The following is a 15597-nucleotide window of genomic DNA, read 5'->3' as shown; positions in this document are numbered from 1 at the left end:
CAATCAGGGAAATCCTGTTTGGCGTGCCCGCAATACGGCTGTCCGGAAAACCCCCGTCCATTCATAACGTAGCCCACGCCATGCGGGTGCCGCCAGTTGCCCGGATCAGGTCCGGGACGGGCTGGACGGGGATTCGCCGGGCCGGGCAGGGACCGCCGCCACTGACTGACCGTCCTTGCCGCGGGTGCAGGGCAGGCAGGCGGAGACACCTTAATATATAACGCACTCAGCATCGAGCGCCGGTTCGGCAGGAGGTGCCCGACCCCCATTAGTTGTCCCGCCTCGGGGCTGATACCTATCTACATGATTAAGCAGGAGCAGTTATTTAATAATCAAGACTTAGTAAATATCCTTATACCATAAGCTATACTTATTGTTTCCATCATAAATATTGAATTTTATCGATGTCTGGCCGGCGCTATAGTGCGCGTCCGGATGGTTGATCCGGACTGTTCTGCAAACGAATTCCGCCGTCCGTGCCTGTCCCTGGGCGGGCGCGGACGGCACAACGACTGGTAATGAATGAGGAGCTAGGTCATGGCTGTAAAGAGCTATAGCGCCGGTGTTAAGGAATACCGCGAAACTTACTGGATGCCGGATTACACTCCGCTGGATACCGACATCCTTGCCTGCTTTAAGATCACCCCCCAGCCGGGTGTACCGCGTGAAGAGGCTGCCGCCGCTGTGGCTGCCGAGTCTTCCACCGGTACCTGGACCACGGTGTGGACCGACCTGCTGACCGATATGGATTACTACAAGGGCCGTGCCTACGCCATCGAGGACGTCCCCGGTGACGACGAGTCCTACTATGCGTTCATCGCCTATCCGATCGACCTGTTCGAGGAAGGCTCGGTGGTCAACGTTTTCACCTCCCTGGTCGGTAACGTGTTCGGCTTCAAGGCCGTGCGTCATCTGCGCCTGGAAGACGTCCGCTTCCCGATTGCCTACGTCAAGACCTGCGGCGGTCCGCCGCACGGCATTCAGGTCGAGCGCGACATCATGAACAAGTATGGCCGTCCGCTGCTGGGCTGCACCATCAAGCCCAAGCTGGGTCTGTCGGCCAAGAACTACGGCCGTGCCGTCTACGAGTGCCTGCGCGGCGGTCTGGACTTCACCAAGGACGACGAGAACGTCAATTCCCAGCCCTTCATGCGCTGGCGCCAGCGTTTCGATTTCGTCATGGAAGCCATCCACAAGGCCGAGGCCGAGACCGGTGAGCGCAAGGGTCACTACCTCAACGTCACCGCCCCGACCCCGGACGAGATGTTCAAGCGCGCCGAGCATGCCAAGGAACTGGGCGCCCCGATCATCATGCACGACTACATCACCGGCGGTTTCTGCGCCAACACCGGTCTGGCCGACTGGTGCCGTGACAACGGTATCCTGCTGCATATCCACCGCGCCATGCACGCTGTACTCGACCGCCATCCCAAGCACGGTATCCACTTCCGTGTGCTGGCCAAGATCCTGCGCCTGTCCGGTGGTGACCACCTGCACTCCGGTACCGTGGTGGGCAAGCTCGAGGGCGACCGCGATGCCACTCTGGGTTGGATCGACATCATGCGCGACTCCTTCATCAAGGAAGACCGTGACCGCGGTATCTTCTTCGACCAGGACTGGGGCTCAATGCCCGGCGTGTTCCCGGTTGCATCCGGTGGTATCCACGTCTGGCACATGCCGGCACTGACCACCATCTTCGGCGACGACTCCGTCCTGCAGTTCGGCGGCGGCACCCTGGGTCACCCCTGGGGCAACGCGGCCGGTGCAGCGGCCAACCGCGTCGCACTGGAAGCCTGTGTCGAGGATCGTAACCGCAATGGTGCCGAGGGTCTCGAGAAGCGTGGCGGCGATGTGCTGCGTGAAGCGGCCAAGCACAGTCCCGAGCTCAACGCGGCCATGGAAACCTGGAAGGAAATCAAGTTCGAGTTCGACACCGTCGACAAGCTGGATGTGTCGCATAAGTAAAGGACCGAGGCGAGGAGCAGGGGCCCCATCGTCCCGGCGATGGGGATGCGACCGCCGGTGGTCCGCAGCGGCGCGCCCCTGACTTTCTTGTTGGCCGCATGAATTCAAGAGTCAGCATTGAGGATTAAGCAATGAGCGAAATGCAAGATTACAAATCCAGTCTCACCGACACTTCGAGCCGGAAATTCGAGACCTTCTCCTACCTGCCGGAGCTGGACAAGGACAAGATCCGTGCACAGGTCCAGTACATCGTGGATCAGGGCTGGAACCCGGCCATCGAGCACACCGAGCCGGAGAATGCCTTCGACCATTACTGGTACATGTGGAAGCTGCCGATGTTCGGCGAAACCGACGTGGATCGTATCCTGGGCGAGGCGGAAGCCTGCCACAAGGCGCATCCCAACAATCACGTGCGCCTGATCGGTTACGACAACTACGCGCAGTCGCAGGGTGCCTCCATGGTCATCTTCCGCGGCCCGATGAAGTAAGACCGCGCAGGTGCGTGTTCTGCTGCGGCTCGGTGGCTCTGAAAACGCCATTGGAGGTGTGTCAGGACACTAACCAATCGAGCCCCTGCCCGGTCTGCCGGACAGGGGTTCTTTATTGGTCCCATGCAGCCACGAGGGATACCAGGAATGCAAACATCAGGTCGGGCGGATGGCGGGGATCCGAATCAGCAATGTGTTCCTGGTGTTCTTTATGGTGCAGAACCAGGAAGGATGAAGAGATATGAGTGAAGCAAAGATCGACCAGTACAAGATCAAGCAGGAGCCCTACTACGAGCCGGTCGGTAACGAGGTAGAACTCTACGAGGCAGCCTATGACGCCCGCATGCCGGTGATGCTGAAGGGGCCGACCGGTTGTGGCAAGTCACGCTTCGTCGAATACATGGCATACAAGCTGAAGCGTCCGCTGATCACCGTGGCCTGCAATGAGGACATGACGGCCTCCGACCTGGTGGGGCGCTATCTGCTGGACAAGGAAGGCACCGTGTGGCAGGACGGCCCGCTGACGACCGCGGCGCGTATCGGTGCCATCTGCTATCTCGACGAAGTGGTCGAGGCGCGTCAGGATACGACGGTCGTCATCCATCCGCTCACCGATCATCGCCGTACCCTGCCGCTGGACAAGAAGGGCGAGGTGATAGAGGCGCATCCGGACTTCCAGCTGGTGATTTCCTACAACCCGGGTTATCAGAGCCTGATGAAGGATCTGAAGCAGTCCACCAAACAGCGTTTCGGTGCCATGGACTTCGATTACCCCGACGCCGATACAGAGGCCAGTATCGTCGCCCACGAAACCGGGGTCGACAAGGATGTCGCCGAGAAACTGGTGCAGATTGCCCACCGGGCCCGCAACCTCAAGGGACACGGTCTGGACGAAGGCATCTCCACCCGGTTGCTGGTCTATGCCGGACAGCTGATCACCAAGGGCGTGGAGCCCATGGCCGCCTGCAGCATGACCCTGGTGCGTCCGCTCACGGATGATCCCGACATGCGCGACACCCTGGATGCAGCGGTGAATACCTATTTCGGTTAAAAACACTTTAACCGCCAAGTCGCGCCAAGGCGCGCAAAGGTTATATGTCATTGTATGACTTTGCACGCCTTCTTCGCCTTTGCGGTTTCAGCTATGCGCATGGATTATGACGATTAACCTCGACGATTACCGCGACTGTTTCGAGAAGGCGGCGCCGGAAATCCGCGACACCCTGGAGTCGACATTCCTGGAAGCTTCGCGGGTGATGTCGCCGGCAGGGTTGCAGGAATACATGGAGGGCGGCAAGGGGCTGTGCAGCCTTGGTCGCGGCCATGACCTGGTGCTGGCCTACCTCGAAGAAATGCCGATGGTGGCCAAGGAAGTCGGCGAGGATGTCATACGCGACGTGATCGCCGCAGCGATGAAGCTGTCCTCCATGACCTCGGGCGAGGTGATCGCGCTGATGTTCGCCAGTCTGCCCACGGCCGCCCGCCGGCTGGGCGACGCCGAGCTCGTGCGCAGCTATCTGCAGCTCATCCACCAGATGTCGGCCAAGGCGCCGCGTGGCATGCGGCCGATGCTGCGCCATATCGATGAGCTCCTGTCCAAGCTGACGCTCGGCGGCCTGCGCCGCTGGGTGAACTTCGGCGCCGAAGCCTACCGTCGTGATCTGAACAAGCAGGTCGAATATTTCGATCTCAAGACCGCTGACAGTCTCAAGGTGCTGCAGAAGGAACGCCGCGGCACCCTGTTCATCGATGTGCAGCGCAAACTGAATTTTTACCTGCGGGCCTTCTGGGGGCGGGACTTCTTCCTGCGCCCGGCCGAGGCCGATTCGCCCAGCTTCAAGCCCTATATCGAGAACCACATCGTGCACCTGCCCGATGCCGTTGATGATATCGGCGAGATCAAGGGCCTGGAAATCTATCGTGCCATCGCCGCCCATGCCTCCGCGCATATGTGCTACAGCACCAGCGCCATTTCCGCCGAGCAGCTTTCCCCGGCGCAGATGTTTTTCATTGGTCTGATCGAAGACGCCCGGGTGGAGTATTGTGCCGGACAGGAATTCCCCGGCCTGAAGCGGCTGTGGAAGTCATTGATGCAGGCGGAGAAGGAAAGCAGGGTCGAGCATCCCACCGTCGAGCGCCTGGAAGAGCTGGCGCTCATGCTGCTCGAAGGCGACGTAAGCTGTGATGACGATGAGATCAGCGCCTTCGCCGGGAAATTCCTTGCCGATATCGAAGCGAACAAGGGTAACAACCAGTTTTCCTGGGACCTGGGCATGGAACTGTTCCATGTCTTTGCCGCGCGCAAGGAGGTGCCCAGCCTGCGCATCCTGGAAAGCATCCGCATCCCGTACCGGGACGACAACCGCATCGTGTGGGAGTTCGAGGAGTTTTCCTGGGAGAAGGGTGTGGAATACCTGCCCGCCAGTAAGCGCCAGGTCCGCCGGACGGTCAGTCTGATAGAGATGGTCAACGAGCTGGATGTGGAGTTCGCCGGCGACGATGCCCAGGAGGTCTGGCGCCTCGAGACGCCCTTCTGGCTGGATCAGGAGGGCTGCACCATCAACGAGCTGGAGGGCAAGGAGCCCATCTCCGACCCCTATCACTACCAGGAATGGGACTACCAGGTGCAGCTGCACCGACCCGACTGGGTAACGCTCCATGAACGGCGTCAGCCCAAGGCCGATCCCGGGATCATCGACGACATCCTGGTCGAGCACCGGCCCATCGCCCACCGTATCCGGCAGATCATCGACATGCTGCAGCCGGAAGGTGTGCAGCGGGTACGCAACATGGAAGACGGCGACGAGATCGATATCAACGCTGCCGTCGACGCCATGATATCCATCCGCATGGGCGAGCATCCCAATCCCCGTATCACCATGCGCAACGTGATCAAGAGCCGTGATCTGGCCGTGGTGGTGCTGCTGGATCTGTCCGAGTCCACCAACGAGACGGTAAACGGCTCGGACAAGACGGTACTGCAACTGACCCGTGAGGCCTGCGCGCTGGTCGCGACCGCCATCGACGGAATCGGAGACCCCTTCGCCATTCACGGTTTCGCCTCGGACGGGCGCCATGACGTGCAGTATTACCGCTTCAAGGATTTCAATGAGAAGTTCAGTGACGAAGTGAAATCGCGTCTGGCCGGGATGCAGGGCGGGCTGTCCACCCGCATGGGTGCGGCCATGCGGCACGCCGGCCAGCATCTGCTCAAGCAGCCGGAACGGCGCAAGCTGCTGCTCCTGGTTACCGACGGCGAGCCGGCCGACATCGACGAGCGCGACCCCCAGTATCTGCGCCACGACACCAAAAAGGCGGTGGAGGAGCTCTACAGCAAGGGGGTGATGAGCTACTGTCTGACCCTGGATGCGGGTGCTGACGATTACGTCAAGCGCATATTCGGCGCCAACAACTACACCATCATCGACCAGGTGGAGCGCCTGCCCGAAAAGCTGCCGGTTCTGTTCGCGACGCTGACTTCATAGAAGAGCGCCACGGAATACACGGAAAGCACGGAAAAAGATATTATGTCTACAATCTTCTCATCGTCGGACCGCAGCGTTGTAGGTCGGGTTAGCGCAGCGTAACCCGACACTGTCGCGGCATGTTGGGTTACGGCGCGCAGCGCCTAACCCAACCTACATTCATTATTCCGTGCCTTCCGTGTATTCCGTGGCGTTCTTTAAGAGGGTTCGGGTATACTCCCGGATGACTCATAGCTCACGTCTCACGCCATGCCCGCCGACGACTATCTGCACCGCATCCGCCAGGACCTTGTCTTCACCGAAACCCTGCGCGACCAGGAGATCACTTTTCATACCACCTGGGGTCTGTTTTCGCCGCGCGAGATCGACGAAGGCACCCGGCTGCTGCTGAGGCACATCGAGGTGAATCCCGGCGACGACTGCTTTGATCTCGGCTGCGGCTATGGCCCTGTCGGCCTGACCCTGGCGCGGCTGGCGCCAGAAGGACGGACCCTGATGGTGGACAAGGACTTCCTGGCGGTGGAGTACGCCAACCGCAATGCCGAACTCAATGGCATCACAAACGCCCGTGCCCGGCTGAGCAATGTTTTTCAGCATGTCGACCCGGAGCTGAAGTTCGACCTGATCGCTTCCAATGTCCCGGCCAAGGTCGGCAAGGAATTGCTGGCGATCATGCTGCATGATGCCCATGCCCGTCTGCGGCCGGGCGGGCGCCTGTGGGTGGTGAGCATCACCGGCCTGCGCCGACTGTTCGAGCGCGAGATGAAGGCCGTGTTCGGCAACTACGACAAGGTCAAGCAGGGACGGCAGTACACCGTCGCCCTAGCGGTGCGCGACTGAAATACTAAAGAGCGCCACGGAATACACGGAAAACACGGACGTATACTATTCCCTTCTCATTGCCGTGGCGCTGCGCGCCCGCAATGAGAAGGGAATATGCATATATCATTTTTCCGTACTTTCCGTGTATTCCGTGGCCATTATTTATCGTTTGACCAACAGCGGGGTCAGTTCCGCTGCCGGCAGCGGCTGATGGAACAGAAAGCCCTGCGCCCGCTCACAGCCCAGCCGCAACAGCAGTTTTTTCTGCGCTTCGGTTTCCACGCCCTCGATGATTGTGTTCAGGCGCAGGTCGCGCGACAGTGACAGGATGGCGCGCAGGATGGCGACATCGCGGGCGTCGTCGCAGATGTCACGGGTGAAGGCGCGGTCGATCTTCAAGGTGTTGAAGGGCAGGCGCTTGAGGTAGCTGAGCGACGAATAGCCGATGCCGAAATCGTCGATGGCGATCGACACCCCCAGGTCACGCAGTTGCCACAGCTTGTCCGTGGCCTCGTCCATGTCCTCCAGGAACACCTGCTCCGTTATCTCCAGCTCCAGCTGCGCCGGGTCGATGCCGGTCCCGGCGATGATGTCCTGTACCTGATCGACGAAACCGGGGATAGCGAACTGACGCCCCGAGATATTCACCGACACCGGCAGTCGGATGCCGCTGCGCTGCCACTCCAGAATCTGAGCACAGGCCTGGGTGAGGATGCTGCGCCCGAGTTGGTCGATCAGGCCGGTCTCCTCCGCCACCGGGATGAACTCGGCCGGAGATATGAGTCCGCGGTCGTGAGAGTGCCAGCGTGCCAGCGCCTCGGCCCCGACGATCCGGCCGCTGTTCATGTCCACCTGCGGCTGGTAGTGGGGTACGAACTCGTGTTCCTTGAGGGCGCGACGGATCCGGTTCTCGGTGCTGACGAAGGCGGCGATGTTGTCGATCAGCTCCTCGCTGTAGAGCCCGATCCGGGTATGCTTCGTCTGTTTGGCACGATACATGGCGGCATCGGCGTTGCGGATCAGGGTGGCGGCGTCCTGACCGTCGTAGGGGTACAGGGTCACACCGATGCCGCCGCTGATATAGAGCTCCCTGTCCTCCAGGATAAAGGGCCGCTCGATGCTGTCCAGCAGGTGGGCCGCGTAGTCGACGGCGGTTTTCGGGCTGTCCACGTCGGGCACTACCACTACCAGTTCGTCGCCGCCGAAGCGGGAGATGGTCGCCTGGTTCTCGCAGCAGCGCCGCAGTCGTTCGGCCAGCTTGACCAGCAGTTGATCGCCCAGCTCGTGACCATAGCTGTCGTTGATGTGCTTGAAACGGTCCAGGTCCAGGAACAGCACCGCGAAGCGGTTTTCGGTCGCGGGGTACTTGCGTATCAGCTGCTCGATCTCGCCGTTCAGCGCGCGGCGGTTGGGCAGGTCGGTGAGCGGGTCATAGTAGGCCATGCGTTCGATGCGGGCCTCGAACTCCTTGCGCTCGGTGATATCGATGTTGGCCGCGCGTATGCCGACGAGTCGTCCTTTCGCATCATGCACCGGGCCGCAAATGTGCTGGAACCACACGGTGTGGCCGTCCTTGTGGATCAGCCGCAGGTCCAGGTTCTCGGTGGCCCGGCCGGAAGCCGGGCCGGCCACATGCTGCTGCCAGCGTTCCCGGTCCAGCGGGTGAATCAGTTCCGCCATCAGTCCCGGCTTGGCATAGAACTCTTCCGGCCGGTAACCGGTCAGCTTCACGCTGGAAGGCGAGGCGTATTCATAGCTTCCGTCCAGGGCGCAGAAATAGGTGAATTCCTGCCCCACATCGGCCACCGCACGAAAGCGCCCGCTCTCGCGCTGCACCTGGGCCTTGAGCAGGCTGACCCGTGCCAGCAGGAAGGCAATGGCCAGGGCGACCAGCGCGGGTATGACGAACAGGTGCGGCTGGAAGGATTCATAGACGAAGGCCATCTGCGCCAGGCTGGCGGTACCGACCAGCAGGAAGGCGATTCCGACATTGCGGAGATAGAGGCTGTGAGCTTTGGGATTGGAGGCCGTGTCCAGATAGATGGTATCCCGGCCCCGGTCCCCGGCACGGACGTGCGCGAGCGCGCCTCCGTCATCGGAAGTGTCTGGATTCATAAACTGGCAACCACAAAAAAATCAAAAAGAGCAAAATGAAACAAGGGCTTCCATGCCATTGCGGGGCCGTGGGAGCGGCGTAACGCCCGCGTCGATAGTGTAGCATAGGGGCGACGCCGGGTTTATGATTCTCTTCCTGTTTACGGGGTATTCCTTAATATGAATGTCACCTTGCGCCAGCTGCGGATATTCGAAGCCGTCGCCCGGCATCTGAGCTTTACCCGGGCCTCGGAAGAGCTGCACCTGACCCAGCCGGCCGTGTCCATGCAGATCAAGCAGCTCGAGCAGGCTGTGGGCCTGCCGCTGCTGGACCAGCAGGGCAAGAAGACCTATCTCACCGAGGCCGGGGAGGAGATGTACCGCTATGCCTGTGCGGTGACCGACAAGCTGGAGGAGGCCGCGCAGGTGTTCGAGGAACTCAAGGGCATGCGGCGCGGCCACATGAGCATCGCTGTGGCCAGTACCGCCAACTATTTCGCCCCGCGGTTGCTGGCCACCTTCTTTCAGCGCTATCCGGATGTGACCGTCAGCCTGGATGTGACCAACCGCGAAGGTCTGCTCCGGGCCCTGGCCGAGAACGAGACCGACCTGGTCATCATGGGCAAGCCGCCGGAGGACATGGACCTGGTGGCGGAAAACTTCATGGACAATCCCCTGGTGGTCATCGCTCCGACCAATCACCCGCTGACGCGCAAGCGCAGCCGCATCCCCTTCGCGGCCCTGGCCAACGAGACCTTCCTGATCCGCGAGCGCGGCTCGGGTACCCGCTCGGCCATGGAGCGCCACTTCGCCCAGCACGGGCTGGAGCTGAGCAGTACCATGGAGATGGGTACCAGCGAGGCCATCAAGCAGGGTGTGGAGGCCGGCCTGGGTCTCGGGCTGCTGTCACTGCACACCCTGGAGATGGAGCTGGCGCTCAAGCGTGTGGCGGTCCTGGATGTGGAGACCTTCCCCATCATGCGCCACTGGTACGTGGTGCACCGGCGCGGCAAGCGTCTGTCCACCGCGGCCCAGGCCTTCAAGCACTTCGTGCTGAAGGAGGCGCAGAACCTGCTCAGCCTGCCCGAGCCCGGCCGGCCGCGGCACAAGGGTGCGGGGTGAGCGGCGGTGCTTTCATGCCGATCTGCGTTGAAATCACCCGACCTCAGGCAACCTCCGCCAGCGCGCAGCCGCCCGGCCGGGCCGTCTTCAGCGTGACCAGTTCCTCCGCGCTTGTCGGATGGATGGCGACAGTGCGGTCGAAGTCGGCCTTGGTCGCGCCCATGTTGATGGCCACGGCAAAGCCCTGCAGCATCTCGTCGACCCCGTCGCCGATCAGGTGGCAGCCGACGATGTGCTCCTCCGGTCCGGCGCATACCAGCTTCATTGCCGTCGGTGTGCCGCCGTCTCCCAGGGCGTGACGCATGGGGGTGAAACGGGTCTCGTAGATGCGTACCGTCCTGCCGTATTCGGCACAGGCCGCCGGTTCGGTCAGGCCGAGGGTCCCGACTGGCGGGTGGGCGAACACTACGGTGGGAATATTGGTGTAATCCATCGGCGCGGCGGCAGTGCCGAACAGGCGTGCGGCCAGCTGCCGGCCGGCCCGGATCGCCACCGGGGTGAGCGGCATGCGGCCGGTGACATCGCCGATGGCGTACACCCCCGCCACATTGGTGGCGTCGAAGGCATCCACCGGGATGACGCCGTTGCGATTGACCTCGACCCCGGCGCGTTCCAGCGCCAGCCCCTCGGTATTGGCGCGCCGGCCCACCGCCCAGATCACGGTGTCGAAACCGCGCAGGTGTTTGCCGCGGGCGGAGACGATATCGATACCCTCGCCGTCCCGTGCCAGAGCGCTGACCTGAAAGCCCATATGGGTCGCGATACCCTGCTGCTGCATCGCTTCCATCAGGGTGTCGCTGATCAGGGGGTCAAACACTTCCAGCACCCGCTCCTCCAGGGCGATGATGGAGACCTCGGATCCCAGCGCGCGCAAGACACCGCTCAGCTCCACACCGATATAGCCGCCGCCGATCACGGCAACGCGCCGCGGCTGTTCCCTGAGTTCGAAGAAGCCGTCGGAAGTGATGCCCAGCTCCGCCCCTGGGACCGGCGGGACGATCGGGCGGCCGCCGGTGGCGATGACAATGTGTTCACCGCGGTAGTGCGCGTTGCCGACCCGCAGGGTATGGGCGTCGATGAAGCGGGCCTCGCCGCGGACCCAGTCGATGTGCTGGTCCTGGGCATAGCCGGCCCAGTAATCGCGGATGCCGTCGATATAGGCGTTACGGCCGGCAACCAGTTGGTCCCAGTCGAGACCGCTGTCCTGTGCCCGGATGCCGAAGGCGCTGGCCTGGGTGAGGGCCTCGCGGGCCTGGGCAGCGTGCCACATGACCTTCTTGGGCACGCAGCCGGCGTTCACGCAGGTGCCGCCGAGCGGCTGCGCATCGATCACGGCCACCCGCCGGCCGAGCTGAGCGGCGCGTTCGGCCACGGCGAGCCCGCCGCTGCCGCCGCCGATGGCGATGAGGTCGTATTGCTTGGTCATGATGTTCTCCCTTAAGAGCACAGCTTGATGTCTGTTACCGTCATTCCGGTACTGGCCTGCGCCAGCACAGGCTCCGGTCGGAATCCAGCTGGTCCTGAAGCCGGCGCGGTTACTGAATCCCGGCGTGCGCCGGGATGACGTGTCAGTGAACAACAAATGGCCGGTTAAGCAGAGATGCAAAGGCACTCGATCCAAGAAATCTCTGTGTCTCTGCACCCGCAGGACATAAACGTCTCCGTATCCTCAGCGTTACTGCCGCCGCAGTATCACGCGGCCTCCCGCTGTTGCATCCACTCGGCCAGGGCCTCGGAGTCGCCGATGTGCACACCATCGATCCAGACCTGCGGCACCGTGTCGCTGCCGCTGGCGGCGCGCACCGAACGCAGCGAGACCTGTCCGCCGACGTTGATCTCCTCGTACTCCATGCCGGCATCGGACAGCATGTCCTTGGCGCGGGCGCAGTAGGGGCAGCCCGGCTTGGTGAACAGCACCACGTCGTGCGGCTTCTGCGCCTGCGGATTGATGTGGTTCAGCATGGTGTCGGCATCCGAGACCTCGTAGGGGTCGCCCGGCACCTCGGGCTCGATGAACATCTTCTCGATCACGCCGTCGCGCACCAGCATGGAATAGCGCCAGCTGCGCTTACCGAAGCCCAGGTCGTCCTTGTCCACCAGCATGCCCATGGCGGCGGTGAACTCGCCGTTGCCGTCCGGGATGAAGCGGATGTTGTCGGCCTGCTGGTCCTTCGCCCACTCGTTCATGACGAAGGTATCGTTGACCGACACGCAGACGATCTCGTCGATGCCGTTGTCCCGGAACACCGGGGCCAGCTCATTGAAGCGCGGTACGTGCGCCGAGGAGCAGGTCGGGGTGAAGGCGCCCGGCAGGGAGAAGACGACCACGCTCCTGCCCTTGAAGATGTCGTCCGTGGTGACGTCCACCCATTCGTTGTTCTGGCGGGTGTGGAAGGTGATCTGAGGAATGCGGCTTCCGGTCTTGTCCTGCAACATGTCTGTGTCTCCTGTCGATTGCGGTTGAAATCAGGGCCAGTACTGGCTGGCTTGGAGACCAGAATAGGGGGCGGATGGTGATATGTGAAATCGAAAATAGATATCAAAACGATAGGTTCAGACTATCGAGGAGTGAGGAGTGAGGAGTGAGGAGTGAGGAGTGAGGAGTGAGGAGTGAGGCGAGGAAGGGGCGGATCCGGGTTAATCCGGCGCCCGCTTCACGCTTAACGCTTCACGGATCCGCTCGGCCTGGGCCAGGGCGCTGTCCAGCTCCGGCGCCAGGCAGTTGAAATGGCCCATCTTGCGGCCCGGGCGGGGCTCGCGCTTGCCATAGAGGTGCAGCTTGGCGGCGGGGAAGGCGAACAGTTTCTCCCAGGGCGGCTCCGGCTGCCACAGCTCGCCCAGCAGATTGACCATCACCACCGGCGAGAGCAGCAGAGTGTCGCCCGGCGGCAGGCCGCACATACAGCGCACCTGCTGTTCGAACTGGGAGGTGATGGTCGCGTCCAGGGTGTAATGGCCGCTGTTGTGCGGGCGTGGGGCCAGCTCGTTGATCAGCAGCTCGCCCTGGCGGGTATGGAAGAATTCCACTGCCAGCACGCCGACATAGTCCATGGCCTCGGCCAGGGCGCGGGCCATGTCCACGGCCTGGTCGGTGACCGCGTCGGACAGGCGGGCCGGCACGATGGTGGTGTCCAGGATACCGTTGACATGGCGATTCTCACCCACCGGATAGACCGCGATCTCGCCTTTCAGGCTGCGGGCCAGGATGACCGAGACCTCGCGTTCCAGCTCCACCCGTGCCTCCAGCACGCAGGGGTGGCCGCCCAGTTCGGCGAAGGCGGCCCGGGCCGCCTCCAGGCTGTCGACCGGCGCCTGGCCCTTGCCGTCATAGCCCAGCGAAGCGGTCTTGAGCAGCAGCGGCGGGTCGAGCCGGGCAAAGGCGTCTTCCAGGTCCTCGGCCTCCTCGATCGCGGCGAAGGGCGCGGTGGCCAATCCCTGCTCCTGGATGAAGCGTTTCTCGCGGATACGGTCCTGGGCGATGGCGACGGCCATGGGGCCCGGGCGCACGGGGCACAGGCGGGCGAGGTAGTCCAGGCTGGCCGCGGGCACGTTCTCGAACTCGGTGGTCACCGCCGAGCAGGTGTCGCCCAGTACCTGCAGTGCGGCGTGATCCTGGTAGTCGGCGCGCAGGTGCTGCTCGGCAATGATGCCGGCGGGGCTGTGGGGGTCGGGATCGAGCACCACCACCCGGTAGCCCATGGCATGGGCGGCCATGACGAACATGCGGCCGAGCTGACCGCCGCCGAGTACCCCGAGGGTGGCGCCGGGCAGGATCATGACTGCGGGGGCAGCTGCATGGCGTCGACCATGGCCTTGAGCTCCTCGCGGTAGGCCTCCAGCCGTCCGGCCAGACCGGTATCGGTGATGGCGAGCAGACTGATCGCGTACAGGCCGGCATTGGCCGCGCCGGCCTCGCCGATGGCAAAGGTCGCCACCGGTATGCCTTTCGGCATCTGTACGATGGACAGCAGCGAATCCATGCCCTTGAGATGGCGCGAGGGTACCGGTACGCCCAGCACCGGCAGGGTGGTCTTGGCGGCCAGCATCCCCGGCAGATGGGCTGCGCCGCCGGCCCCGGCGATGATGCAGGCCAGGCCGCGCCCGCGCGCCGTGGCGGCATAGTCGAACAGCAGATCCGGGGTGCGGTGGGCCGAGACCACTTTCGCTTCGAACGGAATCCCGAATCGCTCCAGCATCTCCGCGGCCTTCGCCATCACCGGCCAGTCACTGTCGGAGCCCATCACCAGGCCCACGCGGGGGCTGTCGTTGTTCATCGTAGCGACCTGTTTCCTTTGGGAAACAAGCAATTCTAGCACTGCGGGCGGGGTTGGGGAACCTTTGTCGGCGGGCGTGCGAGTGGCGGCTTGAAAGCCTGAACCGCGGAGGCGCGCTAAGAACAGAAATCGTAAGCTTGCATGTACACCTGCATATCTTTCCCGTCATTCCGGCCTTCGCCGGAATGACGTAACACACGTGTGTTTCCTTTTGCATTATTTGACTTCGCGCGCCTTCTGCGCCTTCGCGGTTTTAAGTATTTGCGGCTTTCTTTTTGTAGTGAATCGCCCTGTCAGGCTAGAATCGCGCCTTTGCCCCGACCGGAGCCCCCGCATGCGCGAGACCCTGTTCGAATCCGATCTCAAGAGCCTGCCGCTGGTCGCGCGCGGCAAGGTGCGCGACATCTATGCCGTGGGCGAGGACCGGCTGCTGATCGTGGCCAGCGACCGGCTGTCGGCCTTCGATGTGGTGCTGCCCGAGCCCATCCCCGGCAAGGGGGCGGTGCTGACCGCAGTGTCCAATTTCTGGTTCGGGCACATGGCGGACATAGTGCCCAATCACCTGAGCGACACCCCCCTGGAGCAGGTACTGCCGGATGCGGCCGAGCGCGAACAGGTCGAGGGCCGCGCCGTTGTGGTGCGCAAACTCAAGGCGCTGCCGGTGGAGGCCATTGTGCGCGGCTATCTCATCGGCTCCGGCTGGAAGGAGTATCAGCAGACCGGCGCGGTGTGCGGCATCGACCTGCCCGCCGGGCTGCAGCAGGCCGACAAACTGCCCGGCCCCATCTTCACCCCCTCGACCAAGGCCGGGGTGGGCGATCACGACGAGAACATCGACTTCGACCGCACCGAGGCCCTGCTGGGAAAGGGGCTGGCCGCCATGGTGCGCGACGTCAGCCTGGGCCTCTACGGCGAGGCCGCCGCCTATGCCCGCGAGCGCGGCATCATCATCGCCGACACCAAGTTCGAATTCGGCCTGGACGAGGCCGGCCAGCTGTATCTGATCGATGAGGTGCTCACCCCGGATTCCTCGCGCTTCTGGCCGGCGGACGAATACCGGCCCGGCACCAGCCCGCCCAGCTTCGACAAGCAGTATGTGCGCGATTACCTGGAAACGCTGGACTGGGACAAGACCGCGCCCGGACCCCACCTGCCCCCGGAGGTGGTGGCGAAGACGGCCGAGAAGTACCGCGAGGCCCAGCGCCGGCTGATGGGGGTGTGAGACCAGGAGCGTCACGGAATACACGGAAGGCACGGAAAAAATATGATTGAAAATCAATCCGGCAGGCTGGGTTAGCTCAGTTCTGTAGGTCAGGTCAGCGCAGCGTAACCCGACACCGTCGCTCC

At 62.8% G+C, this 15597-nt stretch carries 12 protein-coding genes; 7 read left to right on the top strand and 5 right to left on the bottom strand.

What is annotated here, in order from left to right; all coding sequences use genetic code 11:
• The first annotated feature begins 537 nt into the window (after nucleotides 1-537).
• From D6C00_RS06955 to D6C00_RS06935, 5 genes are all read left to right on the top strand, one after another.
• Nucleotides 538-1965, top strand: a complete 1428-nt coding sequence (locus tag D6C00_RS06955) for a form I ribulose bisphosphate carboxylase large subunit (protein WP_125181058.1) — start codon at nucleotides 538-540, stop codon at nucleotides 1963-1965.
• A gap of 131 nt (nucleotides 1966-2096) precedes the next feature.
• Nucleotides 2097-2453 carry a ribulose bisphosphate carboxylase small subunit gene (locus D6C00_RS06950; protein ID WP_125181057.1) on the top strand — a complete coding sequence of 119 codons (357 nt, stop codon included), beginning with the start codon at nucleotides 2097-2099 and terminating at the stop codon, nucleotides 2451-2453.
• 241 nt (nucleotides 2454-2694) lie between these two features.
• Nucleotides 2695-3504, top strand: a complete 810-nt coding sequence (locus D6C00_RS06945; protein ID WP_125181056.1) for a CbbQ/NirQ/NorQ/GpvN family protein — start codon at nucleotides 2695-2697, stop codon at nucleotides 3502-3504.
• Between the two features lie 106 nt (nucleotides 3505-3610).
• Entirely contained in the window at nucleotides 3611-5938 is a 2328-nt protein-coding gene (locus tag D6C00_RS06940; RefSeq protein ID WP_125181055.1) for a nitric oxide reductase activation protein NorD, read from the top strand.
• A gap of 249 nt (nucleotides 5939-6187) precedes the next feature.
• The gene (locus tag D6C00_RS06935; RefSeq protein ID WP_125181054.1) at nucleotides 6188-6778 is read left to right on the top strand and encodes a class I SAM-dependent methyltransferase; all 591 of its coding nucleotides are present in this window, start codon (nucleotides 6188-6190) and stop codon (nucleotides 6776-6778) included.
• A gap of 144 nt (nucleotides 6779-6922) precedes the next feature.
• On the opposite strand, the gene D6C00_RS06930 is transcribed toward D6C00_RS06935, so the two are convergent.
• Complete coding sequence (locus tag D6C00_RS06930; protein WP_125181053.1) at nucleotides 6923-8875, bottom strand: putative bifunctional diguanylate cyclase/phosphodiesterase; 1953 nt, start codon at nucleotides 8873-8875, stop codon at nucleotides 6923-6925.
• A gap of 159 nt (nucleotides 8876-9034) precedes the next feature.
• Between D6C00_RS06930 and D6C00_RS06925 the strand changes: the two genes are divergently transcribed.
• Nucleotides 9035-9976: a LysR family transcriptional regulator gene (locus tag D6C00_RS06925; protein ID WP_125181052.1), complete on the top strand. Its 942-nt coding sequence runs from the start codon at nucleotides 9035-9037 to the stop codon at nucleotides 9974-9976.
• Between the two features lie 43 nt (nucleotides 9977-10019).
• On the opposite strand, the gene gorA is transcribed toward D6C00_RS06925, so the two are convergent.
• The 4 genes from gorA to purE all read right to left on the bottom strand — a co-directional run bounded on the left by gorA (nucleotide 10020) and on the right by purE (nucleotide 14250).
• Nucleotides 10020-11402, bottom strand: a complete 1383-nt coding sequence (gorA, locus tag D6C00_RS06920; protein WP_125181051.1) for a glutathione-disulfide reductase — start codon at nucleotides 11400-11402, stop codon at nucleotides 10020-10022.
• Between the two features lie 266 nt (nucleotides 11403-11668).
• The gene (locus tag D6C00_RS06915) at nucleotides 11669-12412 is read right to left on the bottom strand and encodes a glutathione peroxidase (RefSeq protein ID WP_125181050.1); all 744 of its coding nucleotides are present in this window, start codon (nucleotides 12410-12412) and stop codon (nucleotides 11669-11671) included.
• A 201-nt stretch (nucleotides 12413-12613) separates the two neighbouring features.
• The gene (locus tag D6C00_RS06910; RefSeq protein ID WP_125181049.1) at nucleotides 12614-13753 is read right to left on the bottom strand and encodes a 5-(carboxyamino)imidazole ribonucleotide synthase; all 1140 of its coding nucleotides are present in this window, start codon (nucleotides 13751-13753) and stop codon (nucleotides 12614-12616) included.
• Complete coding sequence (purE, locus tag D6C00_RS06905) at nucleotides 13750-14250, bottom strand: 5-(carboxyamino)imidazole ribonucleotide mutase (protein WP_125181048.1); 501 nt, start codon at nucleotides 14248-14250, stop codon at nucleotides 13750-13752. The genes D6C00_RS06910 and purE overlap by 4 nt, the downstream gene beginning before the upstream one ends.
• A 334-nt stretch (nucleotides 14251-14584) precedes the next feature.
• On the opposite strand from purE, the gene D6C00_RS06900 reads away from it, so the two are divergent.
• Nucleotides 14585-15472 carry a phosphoribosylaminoimidazolesuccinocarboxamide synthase gene (locus D6C00_RS06900; protein ID WP_125181047.1) on the top strand — a complete coding sequence of 296 codons (888 nt, stop codon included), beginning with the start codon at nucleotides 14585-14587 and terminating at the stop codon, nucleotides 15470-15472.
• Nucleotides 15473-15597 lie beyond the last annotated feature (125 nt).

Source organism: Thiohalobacter thiocyanaticus (genome assembly GCF_003932505.1).
In the GTDB taxonomy this organism is placed as follows: domain Bacteria; phylum Pseudomonadota; class Gammaproteobacteria; order Thiohalobacterales; family Thiohalobacteraceae; genus Thiohalobacter; species Thiohalobacter thiocyanaticus.
This window is presented reverse-complemented; position numbering and strand designations above follow the sequence as displayed.

Bases quoted from the DNA above. Each gene is read 5' to 3' on its own strand.
- D6C00_RS06935 (WP_125181054.1), top strand. From the start codon at position 6,188: ATGCCCGCCGACGACTATCTGCACCGCATCCGCCAGGACCTTGTCTTC.
- purE (WP_125181048.1), bottom strand. From the start codon at position 14,250: ATGAACAACGACAGCCCCCGCGTGGGCCTGGTGATGGGCTCCGACAGT.
- D6C00_RS06925 (WP_125181052.1), top strand. From the start codon at position 9,035: ATGAATGTCACCTTGCGCCAGCTGCGGATATTCGAAGCCGTCGCCCGG.
- gorA (WP_125181051.1), bottom strand. From the start codon at position 11,402: ATGACCAAGCAATACGACCTCATCGCCATCGGCGGCGGCAGCGGCGGG.
- D6C00_RS06955 (WP_125181058.1), top strand. From the start codon at position 538: ATGGCTGTAAAGAGCTATAGCGCCGGTGTTAAGGAATACCGCGAAACT.
- D6C00_RS06930 (WP_125181053.1), bottom strand. From the start codon at position 8,875: ATGAATCCAGACACTTCCGATGACGGAGGCGCGCTCGCGCACGTCCGT.
- D6C00_RS06900 (WP_125181047.1), top strand. From the start codon at position 14,585: ATGCGCGAGACCCTGTTCGAATCCGATCTCAAGAGCCTGCCGCTGGTC.
- D6C00_RS06950 (WP_125181057.1), top strand. From the start codon at position 2,097: ATGAGCGAAATGCAAGATTACAAATCCAGTCTCACCGACACTTCGAGC.
- D6C00_RS06945 (WP_125181056.1), top strand. From the start codon at position 2,695: ATGAGTGAAGCAAAGATCGACCAGTACAAGATCAAGCAGGAGCCCTAC.
- D6C00_RS06940 (WP_125181055.1), top strand. From the start codon at position 3,611: ATGACGATTAACCTCGACGATTACCGCGACTGTTTCGAGAAGGCGGCG.
- D6C00_RS06910 (WP_125181049.1), bottom strand. From the start codon at position 13,753: ATGATCCTGCCCGGCGCCACCCTCGGGGTACTCGGCGGCGGTCAGCTC.
- D6C00_RS06915 (WP_125181050.1), bottom strand. From the start codon at position 12,412: ATGTTGCAGGACAAGACCGGAAGCCGCATTCCTCAGATCACCTTCCAC.